Source organism: Nostoc sp. KVJ3 (genome assembly GCF_026127265.1).
Classification (GTDB): Bacteria; Cyanobacteriota; Cyanobacteriia; order Cyanobacteriales; family Nostocaceae; genus Nostoc.
Genome location: NZ_WWFG01000002.1, coordinates 1,291,786 through 1,309,463 on the forward strand (window position 1 = coordinate 1,291,786; position 17,678 = coordinate 1,309,463).

Consider the following 17,678-nt stretch of genomic DNA (forward strand, 5'->3'; position numbering starts at 1 on the left):
AAGCATTAGTCTGCTTCATCGTTAAGCATCTTAATAATATGTTTTGCAAGTTGCTCCTTAATTTCCCTATGTCTAGGAACAGCTTGAGATATTTTTGTTATTGGATTCTGATACCAATCATGTTTGCCACCATGACGAACGAAGATACAACCCATTTCTTCAATCTTACTGATTAAATCTCTTCGTTTCATGAAACTTCAAGTTCTGCAACTCTACGAATATTTTGGATATTTCCACTTGTTAATTCACTGTAAATATCGAGTAGATTTTCTTTTAGCTCCTCTTCAGTTTCACCCTGAGTCCAATAGTCAGGATATTCTTCTAGATAACCTAACCACATATCATCATCTTGCCAGTAAATGTATTTCTTCTTAATCATTTGCCTATTCGCTACCTTTTTCTGAACTAGGAGGTTTTTGAGTACTCTAGGAGACTGTATATTAAATTACTGAACTATCAGCCAAAAAAAAGAGTCTAAATTAGACTCTGAAAAAACTTAGGGGCAGACAGCCGCCCACCCCGATTAAAATTAGGTAACACCAAAGACAATCACTAAGCCCAAAACCGCCCCAAATACAATCAAGGCATAGAATTGAGCGCGACCGTTTTCTAGGTACTTCAGACCTTCACCGCTAACAAGGGTGAAAAAGCCTGTGAGGTTAACAGCACCATCGACAACGCGGAAGTCAACTTCCATAACTTGTCTAGCTAGGCGACGCAAGCCGAGGACAAAAACCCGATGGTAAATGTCATCAAAGTACCACTTGTTGAGGGATAACTCGTAAAGTGGTTTGATTTGAGCAGCGATCGCAGCCGGGTCAATTTTCCGGCGCAAATACATCAGTGAAGCCAGGGTAATCGCAATTAAAGAAATTCCGACTGAAGCCCCCGCCATGATGTAGAATTCCGTCGGATTGAACTCGGCAGCCTTTTCTATAACTTCGGAAAGGGTTTCGCTAGGAGGAAAGATAAACTCTTCAAAATAATTGGCGTAGGGAGTTCCCACCAAACCAATCAAAATCGAAGGCACTGCTAGCAGTGCCAAGGGTAGGGTCATCGTCCACGGCGATTCGTGGGGGGAGTCGCTGTGATGCCCGTGGGAGTCATGGGAATCATGATGATCACTAGTTGCCGCCAATTCTCCTTTCTTCATCGCCCCAGGCCCAAAATTCGGGGCTGGTTCTGCTGACTCTAATTCCAGGACAATTGTCGCCGCAGCACTCTTGAGTTTTTGCTTGATTTTTTCGTCAGTACCCCGGAATTTGCCTTCAAATGTCATAAAATACATTCTAAACATGTAGAAAGCAGTAATCCCGGCAGTTAGCCAGCCAATCATCCAAAGAAATGGGTTAGCCTCAAAAGCCTTCCCCAAAATTTCATCTTTTGACCAGAAACCAGCAAAGGGCGGAATCCCAGAAATTGCCAAGCAACCAATCAAGAAAGTAATTGAGGTGACGGGCATATACTTCCGCAGTCCACCCATCAAGCGCATATCTTGAGCTAAGGCGGGGTCGTGTCCAACGACACCTTCCATACCATGAATTACTGAACCTGAACCCAAGAACAGCATCGCCTTGAAATAGGCGTGGGTCATGAGGTGGAATAGTCCAGCACTGTAGGAACCTATGCCCATCGCCATCACCATGTAACCAAGTTGGGAAATGGTGGAATAAGCCAAGCCCTTTTTGATGTCGTTTTGGGTAATGGCAATGGTTGCCCCCAAAAACGCCGTAAACGCCCCAGTAAAGGCAATGACGTTCATTGCAACTGGAACGTGTTCAAATACTGGGTACATCCGGGCAATGAGGAAAACACCAGCCGCCACCATTGTTGCTGCGTGAATCAAGGCAGAAATGGGCGTGGGGCCTTCCATTGCATCTGGTAGCCAGACGTGGAGGGGGAATTGGGCTGATTTCGCCACTGGGCCTAAGAAAACTAAAATCGCCAACAGGACAGCGAGAAAATTGCTGATCGAACCTGATTGCACGAGTTGAGCGAGGCGATCGCCCATGATATTAAAATCAAAGCTTCCTGTTGCCCAGAATAGCCCCAAAATGCCGAGTAACAAACCAAAGTCGCCCACGCGGTTAGTCACAAATGCTTTTTGGGCGGCATCTGCTGCTGACTTGCGATCGAACCAAAAGCCAACCAGCAAGTAGGAACACATTCCCACCAGTTCCCAGAATATATAAACCTGTACTAGGTTGGGGCTGACCACCAGACCTAACATTGAGGAGCCAAACAAACTGAGATAGGCGTAAAACCTCACGTAACTGGGATCGTGAGCCATGTAGCCATCGGTGTAAACCATGACTAAGCAAGCTACCGTTGTGACAATCACCAGCATTAGGGCTGTCAGGTGGTCGATAGTGTAGCCCATGCTCAGGTGAAAATTACCTGCTGCTGCCCACTCAAAGGTGCGAAGATAAGGCGCGTGTCCTTGAATTTGACTCCAGAGCAAGGCAAACGACAGCACCATAGCTGCTGCCATCATAGAGATAATCACCACAGCGTTCAGCTGCCGGAGGCGGTTTGTCACCTGATTCAACGAGATTAACCCTAGACCGACCAGCATTGCCCCAAAAAGAGGGAACACCGGAATCAGCCAGGCATACTGATAGATTACTTCCATCACTGACGCCTACTTTTAGAATTCTTGATTTAGCGTGTCGAAACTGTTAATAATTGTGACACACACCCTTTAGGATAAAATAACCCACCCAAGAGTGATTGGGTGGGGTGTTAAGCATGGTTTTAGATTTGGGCATTGGGAATTGGGCATTGGGCATTGGGAATGGGGCATGGGGCATTGGGAATTGAATATTAGTTATTCTTTGTTCCTAACCTCCCTCTTCTCCGTCATCTCCCCCATGCTCCATACCCCACGATCAAGCTAATCGACACTCTAAGTCCACTGTTTTTGAACTCTTGTAGATTTTCGGGTAATTGCTGTAGCTAGCTTTAATCTCTTCTAAAGCCAGACGTAAGTCTTCTCTGCTGCGAAAGCATTCCAAGCGATGACGAACAGTGCCATTTTCAATCAATAGTAGAGTTGGCAGTGATTTTAGCCTATAAGTAGTAGACAATTTAAAATTTTGATCGGCGTTAACCCCAACTAATTTAATTTCGTCCCCACATTGGGCTTGAAATTGCAACAACAGTGGGTGGATAATCCGACACAGTCCACACCAAGGTGCTTCAAAGTTAACTAAAACAGGAATAGGAGATTCTAAAACTTCTTGAGTAAATGTCTGTTCACTAACCGACAACACCATGATGCCTCTTGGATTATAAGGTTTTTATATTAAACTACCTATCAGTACTGAAGTTAAGGATTAGTAAGTCAGTAACTGCCGAGAGATGCTTTCAGTAACCAAATCTCAGGACACAGAATAATTAGGCAAAAATTCAGCGTGTTGATGTGTCTCTGACAAAAAAGCCAGCGCAGATGTCATGGTGGCTTTTTTGAATTTTAGACTCCTGATTGCTTTGGCTGCCTGGGAATTTGACTTAATCTGCCAATTGACTCCCAAGGAAGGACGACTGACTAACAACTACCAATATAAAATCTCAAGCTGACTGAACGCACCCCCACTGATAGATGTTTGAATTTATCCTACATTGATTTGGGGCAATTGATAAGCTGAAATTTCATCTATTTTAGATTTTCTGCTGACACTGGGGATCGCTTAAATTTACCATGTTATCCTACCAGTTACTTCCATCAAGAGAGGGTGCGACCACCAAAGCAAAGCGATAAAAATGGCAACTCCCAAATAAGCAGGACGAAGAAATTCCTGCCATAAGATAGATTGACGGCCGTCAATAATTGCTTTAAAGGGAATAATTGAAGTGCGTTGTTTGGCACTTTCAAAGGCTTCCCCATAGCGATCGCTCAAACGGCGATCGCCGTGCCAAACCCCAAACAAGTGATGCAATACTAATCCAATGGAAGTCACTAGGGTAAAGGTAGTCCCCAACCAGAGAGTATGAGCAACACACCAAATTATTTGTCCCACCATCTGGGGATGACGGGTAATCCGAATAATTCCGGTTTCGTAGAGATGAACTTGGGGCTTTTGAATGGCAGCAATTTCTAGTAGATTGAAGGTAGCAGGATATAAAAACAAAAACGAGATCGCTGACAGCAGCCAAACAAACTCTCGTACTCCTGGCACTCCTTGTACCTGCCAAAGTTGCAAACCATCATAGCGGTGCCCAAAAAAGTAAATAATTAAGATCACAGCCAACGGTAGGCTGACTAATGCAAAAAAAATGCGATAAAGCCTTGGGCCAATATACTTCTCTGCCCAAGGACGCAAAGCAGCGCCTCCACTGTGAGCGATCGCAAAAACTATTTGTAACCCCAGTATGACAAAATGACTGGGTGTCAACCAAGAAATCGGCAGCATATAGACGAGTGAAGTAATTTAAAGAAAATTGAATTCAGTACAACCAATACCACAAAGTATTCCAAAGGAGACTTTAGTCAAGATGTTGTGCTATTGTCCTTTTCGAGTCAAATGTTCAAGTTTAATATGCAACAAATCATGCTCGGTTGATTGCTGCCAAACTTTATTTGTTGTGTGCATCCGCTCCTTTCAATGTTTGTGGGTTGAGCCTTATGTCTGACCTTCCTTTCACTTTAGATCAGTTACGCATTTTAAAAGCGATCGCCCAAGAAGGAAGCTTCAAGCGTGCCGCTGATAGTCTTTATGTTTCCCAACCTGCTGTCAGCTTGCAAGTCCAAAATCTCGAACGGCAGCTAGATGTCCCTTTATTCGACCGTGGAGGACGACGCGCCCAATTAACTGAAGCAGGGCATCTACTTCTAAATTACGGTGAAAAAATCCTCAGTCTGTGTCAAGAAACCTGCCGCGCCATTGAGGATTTACAAAATCTCCAAGGTGGTACTTTGATTGTCGGTGCTTCTCAAACCACCGGCACTTATCTTTTACCCAAAATGATCGGGATGTTTCGACAAAAATACCCAGATGTGGCAGTGCAATTACACGTCCACTCCACCAGGCGAACTGCTTGGAGTGTGGCTAATGGACAAGTCGATCTAGCGATTATTGGCGGTGAAATTCCTGGTGAACTGTCAGAATCATTGGAAGTTGTTCCTTACGCCGAAGATGAACTAGCGCTGATTTTACCGGTCTTTCATCCCTTTGCCAAACTTGAAACCATCCAAAAAGAAGACCTATATAAATTACAATTCATTGCCCTAGATTCCCAATCGACTATCCGCAAAGTAATTGACCAAGTGCTAGGACGCTGTGAAATTGATACCAGACGTTTTAAAGTTGAAATGGAACTAAATTCCATTGAAGCAATTAAGAATGCTGTGCAGTCTGGCTTAGGGGCTGCTTTTGTTTCCACAAGTGCGATCGCTAAAGAGTTACAAATGGGCGTTCTGCACCGTACTCCCATTGAAGGCGTTGTCGTCAAACGGACTCTGTGGCTGATCTTTAATCCTAATCGCTATCGATCCAAGGCCGCAGAAGCTTTTAGTAAAGAAATTTTGCCCCAGTTTGCTAACCCTGGATGGAATCAAGATGTGTTAACATTTACACAAAAAAGCATAGTGGTAAGTACATTAGATATAGCCATGCCCGCCTCCTCTGGCGAAGACTAAAACCTAGCCATCATAATTCGTAATGACGCTCCTGCGTCGCTCTAAGCGAAGCCATGCCGAAGGCTTTACGCTGCGCTAACTTAATTCGTAATTAAATAGGGGTTGATACCTCTGTTTCTATAAAAGGCACTTCAGCAATGCTCAGTGACTGCTTGTTTTGCATCAAGGTTTAAATACCCCTCACAAAACATAATTATTCTCTTCTTTCCGAGACCTCCGCGAACGACACGAGAAAGCGAGTCCACGTAGAGAGCGTCATTACGAATTACGAATTATTTTGACTAATCACGAAAATGGAAGTTTACTGTACTCGTCCAAGTTGCCCACAACCACGAAACTATTTTGCCGATTTAGATGATATTACAACGCTGAAAACAACGCAGCAAAAGTACTGTATTACCTGTGGAATGCCACTGCTGCTAGATGGTCGATATGTCCCCACGAAGTTGCTAGGAAGAGGCGGGTTTGGAGCTGCATTTTTGGCACGCGATCGCCGAATCCCAGGAATGCGTCAATGCGTGGTAAAGCAGTTTCAACCAGCAGGAAATTTAACCTCCGCTCAACTGCAACAAGCACAGATAATGTTTGAGAGAGAGGCAGAAGTTTTAGCACAACTTGGTAACGATCACGAGCAAATTCCCGACTTGTTTGCCTTCTTTCCAGTGATAGTTAATAGTTCGCAACCAGCACATCAAAACCAATTTTTTTACTTGGTACAAGAATACATTGATGGGCAAAACTTAGAAGAAGAATTAGTTCAACAGGGCAAATTCTCGGAACAGCGAGTGTTAGAGGTGCTGCAAGAAATCCTAAAGGTGCTAAGGTTTGTCCATGAGCGAGGAATTATCCATAGAGATATAAAACCTTCTAACATTATGCGCCGTCGTGATGGTAAACTTTTTTTACTAGATTTTGGCGCAGTTAAGCAAGTGACAAACGTTGCATTAGGGGCTGCTTCTTCTACAGGAATTTATTCTATGGGATTTGCACCGCCTGAACAGATGGCTGGAGGTCAAGTATTCCCATCTACAGACTTATACGCTTTGGCTGTAACTCTGATTACCTTGTTGACAAATCAGGAGGCAATTCAACTATTTGATGCCTACAGCAATCAGTGGAAATGGCATGAGCAAGTCAGTATCAACCCTCAACTTGCTGATATTTTAGACAAGATGTTACTACCTGCTGCTAATCAGCGTTTCAAGTCAGCCCAGGAAGTTCTAGATGCACTTCATTCACAACCTCTAGCCGCTACACAACTTAATTCGCCCTCCGCAACACTTCCACCACAACCACATCAAGGTTCTAACCCCGTTGTTCGCCGTCAGCCACCAACTAAACCAGCGTTTTCGACAGTGGAATTATTAAGTGGGGCGGCATTTAGTGGATTTGAGGGAGCATTGATAGCGATCGCCCTCCTCAGTCTAGTACAATCACCAATAGTTACTTTTGTTGTTGCATCTGTAATTTTGGGGATACTGGTATTTGTCCAAACCAAACGGTGGATTGAAAAATTCGATTTATTAATTATTCCAACAATTACTTTTGCAATTATTTTCTTTCTCCCCTTTTTACAGGGGGGGCTTGGCATTCAGGCAGTGATAATTTTATCAGTTGCAGCAGCTTTAGTAGCCATTTCACTAACAGCCATATTTCGACTTATTTATAAACTATTATCTCTCATCCTTTAAAAAACTCATGGTGCTAATAGCCACCTATGTCTCAAAAAAACGAAACACTTAGCCTTTTTTTGGCCGTTGTCATTACTATTGGTTTAATCTTTAGTGGCTTATGGTTTCTTATGGAACGGTGGGCACAACTAAATGGAACTGTTGCTAAATCTCCAGAGACTAGCAACACAGATAATTCCATGAACCAGTTCCTCAGTAAATGTAACGTGTCCAACCTCCCAGAGGGGACATTTAACTATGGTGGTAGCACCACCTGGGCACCGATCCGTAAAGAAGTAGACTCCGTACTCCAAAGCCAGTGCCCTCGGTTTGTTTTACGCTACACTCAGCCTCCATTAAGTAAAGCCGGATCGGGAACTGGCTTGCGAATGTTGATAGACAATCAACTAGCTTTTTCTCAATCTTCTCGTTCAGTCAAGGCTGAAGAAAATGCCGAAGCTCAACAAAAAGGATTTAGCTTAAAAGAAATTTCGGTGGCGATTGATGGAATTGCGATCGCAGTTAACCACGATCTCAATATTCCTGGTTTAACTGTTGCCCAACTCAAAGACATCTACACTGGCAAAATTACTAACTGGCTACAGGTAGGTGGGCCAAACTTACCAATTACAGTCTACTCTCGTAGCAAAGAATCTGGTGGTACAGCGGAGTTCTTTGTCGAAAATGTTCTAAATAAAGAAAATTTTGGTAAAAATGTTACTTTTATTGACACAACAACTGAAGCACTACGAAAAGTAGCTGCAAGTCCTGGGGGGATTTATTATGCTTCTGCCCCAGAGATTGTACCCCAGTGTATTATTAAATCCCTACCATTGGGGCGTACAAGCAATCAATTTGTACCTCCTTACCAAGAACCATTTGTACCTCCATCTGAATGTCCTAATAAACATAATCACTTGAATAGTAAGGCATTTAGTAGTGGAGACTATGCAATTACCCGCAATTTATTTGTAATTGTTAAACAGAATGGTCAAACAGATCAGCAAGCTGGGGAAGCTTATGCAAATTGGCTGTTGACACCCCAAGGTCAAGAACTGATCGAAAAAGCTGGATTTGTCCGAATTAAATAAGTGAAGTACTTAGATTTAGCAAAATAATCAAATAATAAACATTTTTTATTTAATTCATGTCACAAAAGAATGAAACCAAAATTTTAGCCTTGGCTCTATTGCTGACAGTTGGCATAGTTAGCGGTGGTTTTTGGTGGTTTAAGAACTCTGGTGTCAAAATTGGTAATACCGCCACTATTCCCAATCAGGAAACAGGTAGCAATTCGTCCTTACAAGACCGCATTAGTTTTGGGGAAAAATCCTTGATGTCGGGTGACATTTCTCTAGTTAAAAAAGAAGGAGTAGAGGCGATCGCTACTAAAAGTTATGATCATGCGATCGCCAATTTCACAGCCGCCCTAAAACTCAACCGTAACGATCCAGAAACCTTAATTTTTCTTAATAATGCCCGCATAGATTCTTCCAAGAGCTACACCATCGTCGTTTCTGTACCATTAGGCACTGACCCCAATGCTGCTTTAGAAATTTTACGTGGCATCGCCCAAGCCCAAAATCAAGTTAATAGCTCTGGGGGAATCAAGGGAGTACCGTTGAGAGTAGGGATAGCTAGCGATGACGACAATCCAGAAATAGCCAAGCAAATCGCTTCCAGCCTAGTCAACAATTCCGAAGTATTAGGTGTAGTTGGGCCGAATACTAGCGATTCCACCTTAGCCGCAGGTACTATCTATACTTCTGGACAGCTTGTAGCAATTTCTCCTACCAGCACATCTGTAAAAATTTCTAACTTTAGCCGCTACGTTTTTCGCACGGTTCCCAGTGATTTTATGGCTGCGAGAAGTTTAGGCAACTATATGGTGAAAACCTTGCAGAAAAAAAATGCAGTGGTTTTCTTTAATTCTCAGAGTAACTATAGCCAGTCTTTAAAGTCGGAGTTTGTTTCATCTGTTTCCCTAGAGGGTGGACAAGTATCCAGCGAATTTGACTTATCCAAGGCGGATTTTAGTGCGGCTAAAAGCCTAGAACAAGCAACTAAGCAAGGTGCAGAAGTATTGATGTTAGCTGCTAACACGGAAACTCTGGATAAAGCACTGCAAGTAGTACAAATTAACCAAAAACGGTTAACTCTGCTGGCGGGAGATGATGTTTACAACGCCAAAACTTTAGAAATTGGCAGAGAGCAAGCTGTGGGGATGGTATTAGCAGTTCCCTGGCATATTGACGGCGATCCGAAGTCAGATTTTCCTCAGAAATCGCGGCAGCTATGGGGTGCTGATGTGAGTTGGCGAAGCGCCCTTAGTTATGATGCTACTATTGCTCTCATTGGGGCATTAAAAATCACTCCCACACGTTTTGGAGTCCAACAAGCACTGACCTCCTCTGATTTTTCTGCCACAGGCGCTTCTGGAACAATTCGATTTTTAGCATCAGGCGATCGCAATGCGCCAGTCCAACTTGTGAAAATCGTTCCTGGTTCTCGCTCTCGTACTGGTTATGACTTTGAACCAGTGCATTGAATAAGAATTTAGCTATTCTAATTTTTTCTCAATTGTGAGAAATCTGGGTAATCCTACCGTGACTATTTAATAAATTTTGCCTTTTCTTAATCTGTCATTAATTTTCCGGTAACAAAATACAAAAGTCGGGATTTTTAGCAACTGGTGAAGTAGTGCAATCTTGAGATTTTCTCAAGTAAATTGACTACCGAACCAAGAAAAGCTAATGGCTCACTTATGGGGAAAATCAAGAATAATTGATGTAATTTCCATTACATCAAATTATATATACAGTCATTTTTGACTTCTAGATTTTTCTTTATACCTTCAAGTTTAGCCATAGGGGTGTCTTTACTTTGGCATTATTTCCGGTGTGCAAAAAGCGCACTTCCTTAAACTACGGGCAAAAATATTAAGACCAAACTTATGCTGAGTGCAACACCTTTAAGAAGGTTATCGCAAGCAACTGCCACCGCAGGGCTTGGTTTCGCTATGCTTGCAGCTATTGGCACACATCCTGCCCAGGCTGTCAACTTGAAAACATTTAATATTGTCGGAAATTTTGCTTCTGCGGCCGAGGATGGTTCTGTAGGACTACCTGTTAATTTAGCAAATGCTTCTTTTAACGGGACTTACACAGTAGATGTGGATCAATTACCCGCTTCTAGTTCTTTTGTAGATTTGACAAGTTGGAATATAAACTTAGTCAAAGACAATACTGTTTTGCGAACCTTATCCAACAGTTTGGCGGGCAATACAGCTTACATTCAAGAGAACATCCTTGCTTTTGCAGACGCAGGTTTGTTGACAGGTCAAAACAATAATTTATACAGTCTGGAACTGGACTTTCCTAGCAATTTTACAGGTACGGGTAGTACTAATGATGGGAAATTTTTGGACAACAGCGACCTGGGAAGTGTTCAAAGTTCAGGACTGACTGCCGTTACTTTCGTGAACAGTGAGCCTGTTCCTGAACCTTCAACTTTTGCGGGAACAGTAGTTGTCGCTACTATCGGTTTCTGGCTGAAAAAAAAGCAAAAAGCTTAAAGAACGGCATAATTTTGCATCGGCTCAACGGTGTAAAGTTCTTCTAAATTTCGTAACCAAGTAAAGCACGGCGTAACCAAAATACCTATTTTAAATCAATGAAGCGCTTGCGGTATATAAACTACAGATTGTGATTCCGCGTAGCGTATTAACTGGATAGAAACTACTAAGGAGATGTGCTTTGAGAAGATTTACGAAGCTCTATTTTGCCACAACACTCTTGCTGCTTCCGTCCTGGATTGTACCGTCCATGTTTCTTGGTTGTGCGATCGCAGAGGAGTCCTTCCCCCAAGAAGCACACTCAACCATCACAACTCAGCCAGATGCAACCCCAGATGTGGTGCGATACTTAAATTCTCCAGATAAGGAACCCAACCTGCCACCGAAGGTACTCACAAGGCTGGTTCAGGAGCGGATTAAGTACGTTTTCGTAATTTTTAACGAAAATCACTCCTTCGACAACGAGTATGGCACATTGCCTGGTGTTAACGGACTCTACTCAGATGGACAAAAGCCTCGTAGTCCAGAGAAAACGCCAGGTTTCACCCAAACTTACAAGGATGTCAACGGTGCAAGCGTCACAGTTCAGCCATTCCGAATCGGAGCCGAACAGAACGCCAGCGCCGTTGACAGCGTTGATCACTCCCACACCGGACTTGCAACCAAGATCCACGTTGTGGACGGTAAGCCACAGATGGATCAGTTCGTCTACGATGAGTACACGCGCTTCGCGTCCAAGGGTGGAGCAGCCAACATTGCAGAGGGCAAGCAGTTCGCCCGCCTAGTAATGTCGCACATCGACTGCGATACTATTCCATTCTTTTGGAAATGGGCTAGTCGCTTCACCGTCTTCGACAACATCTTTGCAACTGAAGACACACCCTCAACCCCCAATGCAGTAGCAATGCTCGCAGGGCAGTCAGGTGAAACACAGTGGGTTAAGCACGGAGCGAGCGGCAAATCTTACACCGTAGGCAGCCACACTGGTACGACGCAGGGTGTACCCGTAGTCAACGATCCACAGCCCTTCTATGGTTCCCAGTTCGACACAACCACAGATAACAAGCAACCTGCTGGTGCGAAAGAGAGCTACGCCGATGGCAATATCTCCTCGAACCTAACCTTCGCCAGTCTGCCCCTCACTTTCCAGGGGCGCGATATTCGGTCAGTCTTGGCTGGTAACAGAAATCCTTCATTTGATTTAGCCGACATCCAGCAAGATATCCCCTATATCCAGAAACTCCAGACTGAGCCAGTCAATTGGCGCTGGTATCAAGAAGGCTACGACCTCGAACCGACTGATACCAACGGCATTGCTTCCCACAATGCCTATGTCAGCCATCACAACGGCGCGCAGTATTTCGGCTATATTGCCAACACACCCCAGGTAAGCAAAAATCTCCGGGGGCTGAATGACTTCTTTAGCGATATAGCCAACAATACCCTACCTAAAAGCGGCGTGTTCTACATTCGTGGCGGCTACACTAACCAGCAGGGTTTGAAGCCACCGATCACCAACCCCAACACACCTGCGGACGAGATTGCCGCTATCAATGCAGCAAAGTCAGGTGATGACGACCATCCAGGCTACAGCGATCGCCAACTCAGTGAGGGGATGGCAGCTAGGGCAATCAATGCGATCGCCTCAAATCCGAAAATCTGGCAGCAGAGTGCCATTATCATTACCTATGATGAGTCAGATGGCTTCTACGACCATGTACCACCACGGATATTGTCTTATGGCCCTGACGGGCTGCCGCTTTCCCGTGGTGTCCGTGTGCCACTGATCCTGATTTCACCCTATGCCCGGACGCATGCCGTCTCCCACGTCGAGGGCGATCACAACTCGGTGATCGAGACAATTAACACAATCTTTGGTTTACCTCCCCTTGCCAGCCTACCCGATGAGGCACAAGCACTTGCTGCTGGCAACTCCCCAGAATTCAACAAGTTTGGCCCGCCAGGATTCAAGCAGAAGTACCTCGGCCCACGGGACATTAATTCGCCGATCACCGATAGCTTGCTGTCGGGCTTTGATCCGCAGCGCTTGCTTGGTGCTTCGCCGCCATTGCCAGCCTCCTTTGCGAAGATTCCAGACAGTGTTGTGAACACACTACCGCATTACGGCGGTGAAGGCTGCCAAGCGATCGGCATCACGCCGGAAGACAAGCGCCAAGGGATAGTCAACCAAATCCCCAAGGGCTTCAATGCGCTACCAAGCACCTATCCAGCAGCTAACCCTTAAAGATATAGAAGAATGGGGTGCGCCCCATTCATATAAAGAAACCTCTCCCTGGTTTTACTGGCGTTGCTGAATCTTGAATGTAGAGACGTAAAATTTTACGTCTCTACAAGGATTTTTCACCGCAATCGTTTTACTAAGGAAAACCGTCCTTCTCCGAGTCGGAGAGGGACAGGTTTGAACTTTGGTTCAAGGCAGAGAGAGGTTTGTCGAATTCACATTCCTTGAGGATAATTCATGCGTTTTCTGTTAGTCTTCCTGACTCTATTTGGTTTCTGCTGCTCAATTTCTTCTGCTGAGGCAGGTTCTGTTATCAAACGTGTAAAGGAACGCAATGTAGTTCGCTGTGGCAGTGTCGAGCGGACAGGTCTGGCAACTGAAGCTGATTCAGGTAGTTGGAGTGGTCTTAATGTCGATATCTGCCGGGCGATCGCTGCCGCCGTACTAGGATCTGCTGACCGCATTGAATATCACAAGTATGAGACGCAAAAAGACTTCGATGCCGTACGTAACCAGCAGGACGACGTATATTTCCTCACAGGTTCGGAGATTGACGAACAAAAACTAGCTGGTAAGCTGGTGCCTGGCCCTACTGTTTTTGTAGAATCTAATGCGGTAATGGTAGCATCCAATTCGGCTGCCCATCATGTTAGCGATCTGGGCGGACAAAGCATCTGTTTCATGATTGGCAGTTCGGTCGAGCGGAGCCTCACAGCTTATTTCGGTGCGCTCCATAAGAACTGGTTCCGGCGGCCGTTCTCTGAGGATGGGGAAATGATCGATACATACAACGTGCAAAATTGCCATGCGATCGCTGGTGAGATCGCGACCCTTGCCAATATCCGCCTTGACTCTGGGGTGAACCGATTATCGAGCCGCATCCTCCCAGAGCCACTAACGACCTTTCCCATAATTGCCGCTACCGGAACTGAAGATGCCCAGTGGTCAGCGATCGTCGGGTGGACAGTGCATACATTGATCAATGCAGAAAGACCGGAAACACGCTGGTATGCGGGCGGTGCTGGGGTGATGCCAATTTTTGCACCAGAGCTAGGTCTGGATAAGGAGTGGCAGCGCCACGTTATTACATCTGTAGGTAACTATGGCGATATCTTTGATCGTAATCTGGGCAAAGGCTCCCTACTCAAGCTCGACCGAGGATTAAATACAAACCATTCTCGTGGAGGACTTCTTCTGAGTCCATTTCTTGAGTAGATTCAAGTAAATATAAAGGTTTTTGGCTGTTTTCAACCAATACCTTCGCTGCTAAAAGTAGTTAGAAGTTAGGATTTGTCATAATTCGCGAATAAAACACCCGTCCTCCCAATACAATCTCAAGTAGCAATAACCTATCAAGTCAAGTACTTGTATTGAATGGACGTGTGGGTAATTTACTATGTCCCAAAAAAATGAAATACCTATTCTTGTATTATCCATCCTAATTACAGCCGGGCTAGTAGCTGGCGGTTTTTGGTGGTTTAGTAGAAAGTCTGGTGTTAACCTAAATACAATTAATTCTGGTAGCAGCAAAACGCCCCAAAACACATCACAACAACCTAGTGGTAATACTTTTACCTCTGTAAAGGATGTTCCTACAGGATTATTCAATTACGGAGGCAGTACATCTTGGGCACCAATTCGGTTGGTAGTCGATCCAGTAATTCAAGCCGCGCGACCAGAGTTTCGGCTGCGCTATGTAGAGCCCAGTAATGCATCTCCTGGTTCTGCTACTGGCATCCAGTCATTAATAGACGGTCAACTAGCCTTTGCTCAGTCCTCCCGCCCAATTCTCGATCAAGAATTAAGCCATGCCCAGCAGCGCGGATTCACTTTGAAACAAATTCCTGTAGCAATTGATGGTTTGGCGATCGCAGTCAACCCCAATCTCAACATCCCAGGAATCACGATAGACCAATTAAAGTCAATTTATACAGGCAAAATCAATAATTGGAGCCAGGTGGGAGGCCCCAATATACCGATTAAACCCTATTCTCGCCGGATTGTTGATGGCGGTACGGTCGAACTTTTTGTCCAAGACATTTTGGGTGGTAAAGCTTTCAGCCCCAATGTGGAATTTATCTCCACAACCACCCAAGCCTTGCAAAAATTGGCTGGTAGTTCTGGTGGTATCTACTACGCTTCTGCCCCAGAGGTGATTCCTCAATGCTCAATTAAACCCTTGCCGTTGGGCCGGACGGAAGGGCAATATATTGCTCCCTACCAAGAAACACTTGTCCTCCCGTCTGAATGTCCTGGTAAACGCAACAAATTGAACATTGAGGCTTTCCAATCAGGAAAATATCCGATTACCCGCAATCTGTTTGTGGTGGTCAAACAGAATGGTCAGACTGAGCAGCAAGCAGGTGTCGCTTACGCCAACTTACTACTGACTGAGCAGGGACAGGAACTGATTAGCCAAGGAGGGTTTGTCAAAATTCGCTGACAAGTAGCGAAACCCATCACACTCAGACAGAGTGGCGGAAATCGCCGCTCTGAACTGTGCTTTAACCAGCTCTATTAATCGATTCTGCTGGCAAGCAAATCAGATTATCGCCTTGGGTAAGGATTAAGCCACGTTGACGCAGCTTACCCATCAAGCGGGTGACGGTAACGCGGGTCGAACCAATGGCGCTACCAATTTGGGCATGAGTGAGGGGAAAGGGCAAACAATAACCGCGAATCACATCAGGATCGGTGTCGCTCATTGCTGGCTCTCCATATTCCTCAATTAACAATGTGAGAAATCCTAAGAGTCGGTCAATTGTGCGGCGTTGTCCCAAGGCACTCAGCCACAGCAGCTTACGCTGGTGCTGATACCTAAAGGCATCCATAACTTCACGACGGAAATGAGGCCAGTTGTCTAAGTCGTGCCAGTACATCCACAGCACCGCAGTTTGGTCAACATGGGCGTAAGCCTGGAGTGTGAATGGTGACTGAGCAACAATTTCAAATGGTTGTCCCGCTCCCACAAAACCCAAAAACGCTTCTTCTGGAGTTCTGTTGATTCGTCGAGACGTTAGCTGACTAGCTGTTGCACTAACTTGGGCGGTTCCTACCATGCGGATCGCACCCCTTTGCACCAAATATAGCAATCCAGGCCGGGCTGGAATGCGCTCATCTTTGCTAAAGGTACGGCATCGATAGTGTTCTTGAGCCCAGTCAAGAATTCGTTGCCAAGTTAAGAAAGGCCGTGATGCCTCAGAAAAGGAGGATGGAGATTGCATAGGTAACAAAGAGCGTTCGGCTGAAGACAAAGACGTGATCAAAAGGTGCAAGGAGTGTCTTTGTGTTGGCGAGGCTTAACGCCTAACAGCGCCAGCCAATCCAAAGAATAGAAAGCAAATTACTCTCTACTCTTTTGTTATACTTCCTACTGTACAATGATGGTAGTAAAGTTTACTTACTATTCATCGATTATTCATCAAATTTTATCCTCTTCTCATTTTTCTTCATCTAAATTAAATTTATACCGCAAGGTAGATGACAGAAAAGTAACAAATATATCGTACATGATGATTTAAATAATATTACGTGCATTTTATATCACCAGTTAGCAAATATACGTCGATCAGGCAGTTATTGTACAGCTACCTCATAAAATCACTAAGCATTGGTACTTATAAAGGAGAAAATATATGCATAAAAGATAAAAATTTTCCTCTATATAAAGATAGAGATGAAAATAGAGTTTTATATATCTCAAGTGTGTCTCTGCAACTATCAAAATCTCAGAATCGAAAAGCGATGGAGCTTGCTAGTGCGATCGCACCTGATTTATCAAGGACTTGTGGTGACGTTTTTAGCATCCAAATAGTTCCCCCTGGTTGGATACATTTTGAATTGACTCACTCGACCTTAGCGACTTGGTTACAAAGTCTTGCAGTCGGAGGTTCGGGGAAGCAGGGAGCAGGGAGCAGGGAGCAGGGAGCAGAGGGGAAAGAGGTAATTTTAGTTCTCCCCCTTGCCCCCCGCCCCCTGCCCCTCTGCCTCTTCTGCCCAATTCATTATTTGCTGTTCAGCACGCCCATGCACGCTGCTGTTCGCTAGTATTGCTGGCTCATCGAGAGGGATTGATTAAATTAAGAGAACCAGTTCCAAAAATTAGTCCAGCTTTTTGGAGTGTTATCTCTCCTAACCCTCTACCTTGGCTTAATTGTGACGGAACACTACGGCTAAATCATCCAGATGAACGTCATCTAATTGCCGAGTTAATACAAGTAGTAGACAACATAGAGTGTCCTAATGTTAGGGGTTCTGTGAAATGGGAAAAGGTGGCGCTGAATTTGAGTGAAGCTTTTGAAAACTTTTGGTCTAATTGCCGGATTTGGGGTGAGGTGAAAATTAGATCGCCAGAGTTAGCCCAAGCCAGACTCGGATTACTTATGGCTACTGGGTCAGTATTAAGATATTTACTAGAGGAAAACTTGGGTGTTTTTGCGCCCTTAGAGTTATAAATCGGTAATGTCGCTTAGGTAAAATAAAAACTTTTATAATAGCTATTGACTCAATGCATCACCTCGGCTACATTAGCAGGTGTGTGAGGAGCGAACCAGC

At 44.6% G+C, this 17,678-nt stretch carries 17 protein-coding genes; 10 read left to right on the forward strand and 7 right to left on the reverse strand.

What is annotated here, in order from left to right; genetic code table 11:
- Positions 1-5: 5 nt before the first annotated feature.
- The 5 genes from GTQ43_RS21605 to GTQ43_RS21625 form a co-directional block, all read right to left on the reverse strand.
- A complete protein-coding gene (locus GTQ43_RS21605) occupies positions 6-191 on the reverse strand; it encodes a type II toxin-antitoxin system HicA family toxin (RefSeq protein WP_265274790.1) in 186 nt (61 codons plus the stop codon).
- The gene (locus tag GTQ43_RS21610) at positions 188-379 is read right to left on the reverse strand and encodes a type II toxin-antitoxin system HicB family antitoxin (RefSeq protein ID WP_265274791.1); all 192 of its coding nucleotides are present in this window, start codon (positions 377-379) and stop codon (positions 188-190) included. The genes GTQ43_RS21605 and GTQ43_RS21610 overlap by 4 nt, the downstream gene beginning before the upstream one ends.
- Before the next feature lie 150 nt (positions 380-529).
- Positions 530-2,632 carry an NAD(P)H-quinone oxidoreductase subunit 5 gene (locus GTQ43_RS21615; protein ID WP_265274792.1) on the reverse strand — a complete coding sequence of 701 codons (2,103 nt, stop codon included), beginning with the start codon at positions 2,630-2,632 and terminating at the stop codon, positions 530-532.
- 256 nt (positions 2,633-2,888) lie between these two features.
- Positions 2,889-3,275 (reverse strand): thioredoxin family protein, encoded by a 387-nt coding sequence (locus GTQ43_RS21620; RefSeq protein ID WP_265274793.1) that lies wholly within the window; start codon positions 3,273-3,275, stop codon positions 2,889-2,891.
- Between the two features lie 420 nt (positions 3,276-3,695).
- A complete protein-coding gene (locus tag GTQ43_RS21625) occupies positions 3,696-4,412 on the reverse strand; it encodes an NnrU family protein (RefSeq protein ID WP_265274794.1) in 717 nt (238 codons plus the stop codon).
- Positions 4,413-4,624: 212 nt separating this feature from the next.
- Here GTQ43_RS21625 and GTQ43_RS21630 point away from each other — a divergent pair, with 212 nt between their 5' ends.
- The 6 genes from GTQ43_RS21630 to GTQ43_RS21655 all read left to right on the forward strand — a co-directional run bounded on the left by GTQ43_RS21630 (position 4,625) and on the right by GTQ43_RS21655 (position 13,127).
- On the forward strand, positions 4,625-5,638 hold the full coding sequence (locus GTQ43_RS21630) for a LysR family transcriptional regulator (RefSeq protein ID WP_265274795.1): 1,014 nt from the start codon (positions 4,625-4,627) through the stop codon (positions 5,636-5,638).
- A 293-nt stretch (positions 5,639-5,931) separates the two neighbouring features.
- A complete protein-coding gene (locus tag GTQ43_RS21635) occupies positions 5,932-7,329 on the forward strand; it encodes a serine/threonine-protein kinase (protein WP_265274796.1) in 1,398 nt (465 codons plus the stop codon).
- A gap of 26 nt (positions 7,330-7,355) precedes the next feature.
- On the forward strand, positions 7,356-8,399 hold the full coding sequence (locus tag GTQ43_RS21640; protein ID WP_265274797.1) for a substrate-binding domain-containing protein: 1,044 nt from the start codon (positions 7,356-7,358) through the stop codon (positions 8,397-8,399).
- Positions 8,400-8,455: 56 nt separating this feature from the next.
- Positions 8,456-9,856 (forward strand): ABC transporter substrate-binding protein, encoded by a 1,401-nt coding sequence (locus GTQ43_RS21645; RefSeq protein WP_265274798.1) that lies wholly within the window; start codon positions 8,456-8,458, stop codon positions 9,854-9,856.
- A gap of 405 nt (positions 9,857-10,261) precedes the next feature.
- A complete protein-coding gene (locus GTQ43_RS21650) occupies positions 10,262-10,882 on the forward strand; it encodes a PEP-CTERM sorting domain-containing protein (RefSeq protein ID WP_265274799.1) in 621 nt (206 codons plus the stop codon).
- Between the two features lie 181 nt (positions 10,883-11,063).
- Positions 11,064-13,127 carry a phospholipase C gene (locus GTQ43_RS21655; protein WP_265274800.1) on the forward strand — a complete coding sequence of 688 codons (2,064 nt, stop codon included), beginning with the start codon at positions 11,064-11,066 and terminating at the stop codon, positions 13,125-13,127.
- Positions 13,128-13,339: 212 nt separating this feature from the next.
- Here the strand turns inward: GTQ43_RS21655 and GTQ43_RS21660 are convergent, their stop codons facing one another.
- Positions 13,340-13,588: a hypothetical protein gene (locus GTQ43_RS21660; protein ID WP_265274801.1), complete on the reverse strand. Its 249-nt coding sequence runs from the start codon at positions 13,586-13,588 to the stop codon at positions 13,340-13,342.
- 115 nt (positions 13,589-13,703) lie between these two features.
- Here GTQ43_RS21660 and GTQ43_RS21665 point away from each other — a divergent pair, with 115 nt between their 5' ends.
- Both GTQ43_RS21665 and GTQ43_RS21670 read left to right on the forward strand, forming a co-directional pair.
- Entirely contained in the window at positions 13,704-14,339 is a 636-nt protein-coding gene (locus GTQ43_RS21665) for a hypothetical protein (RefSeq protein ID WP_265274802.1), read from the forward strand.
- Between the two features lie 181 nt (positions 14,340-14,520).
- On the forward strand, positions 14,521-15,567 hold the full coding sequence (locus GTQ43_RS21670; RefSeq protein ID WP_265274803.1) for a PstS family phosphate ABC transporter substrate-binding protein: 1,047 nt from the start codon (positions 14,521-14,523) through the stop codon (positions 15,565-15,567).
- Between the two features lie 61 nt (positions 15,568-15,628).
- On the opposite strand, the gene GTQ43_RS21675 is transcribed toward GTQ43_RS21670, so the two are convergent.
- The gene (locus GTQ43_RS21675) at positions 15,629-16,348 is read right to left on the reverse strand and encodes a Crp/Fnr family transcriptional regulator (RefSeq protein ID WP_012412419.1); all 720 of its coding nucleotides are present in this window, start codon (positions 16,346-16,348) and stop codon (positions 15,629-15,631) included.
- Between the two features lie 481 nt (positions 16,349-16,829).
- On the opposite strand from GTQ43_RS21675, the gene GTQ43_RS41480 reads away from it, so the two are divergent.
- Together GTQ43_RS41480 and GTQ43_RS41485 are read left to right on the forward strand one after the other, a co-directional pair.
- Positions 16,830-17,171, forward strand: a complete 342-nt coding sequence (locus tag GTQ43_RS41480) for a hypothetical protein (RefSeq protein WP_321162503.1) — start codon at positions 16,830-16,832, stop codon at positions 17,169-17,171.
- A gap of 23 nt (positions 17,172-17,194) precedes the next feature.
- Positions 17,195-17,578: a DALR anticodon-binding domain-containing protein gene (locus GTQ43_RS41485; protein ID WP_321162504.1), complete on the forward strand. Its 384-nt coding sequence runs from the start codon at positions 17,195-17,197 to the stop codon at positions 17,576-17,578.
- Positions 17,579-17,678 lie beyond the last annotated feature (100 nt).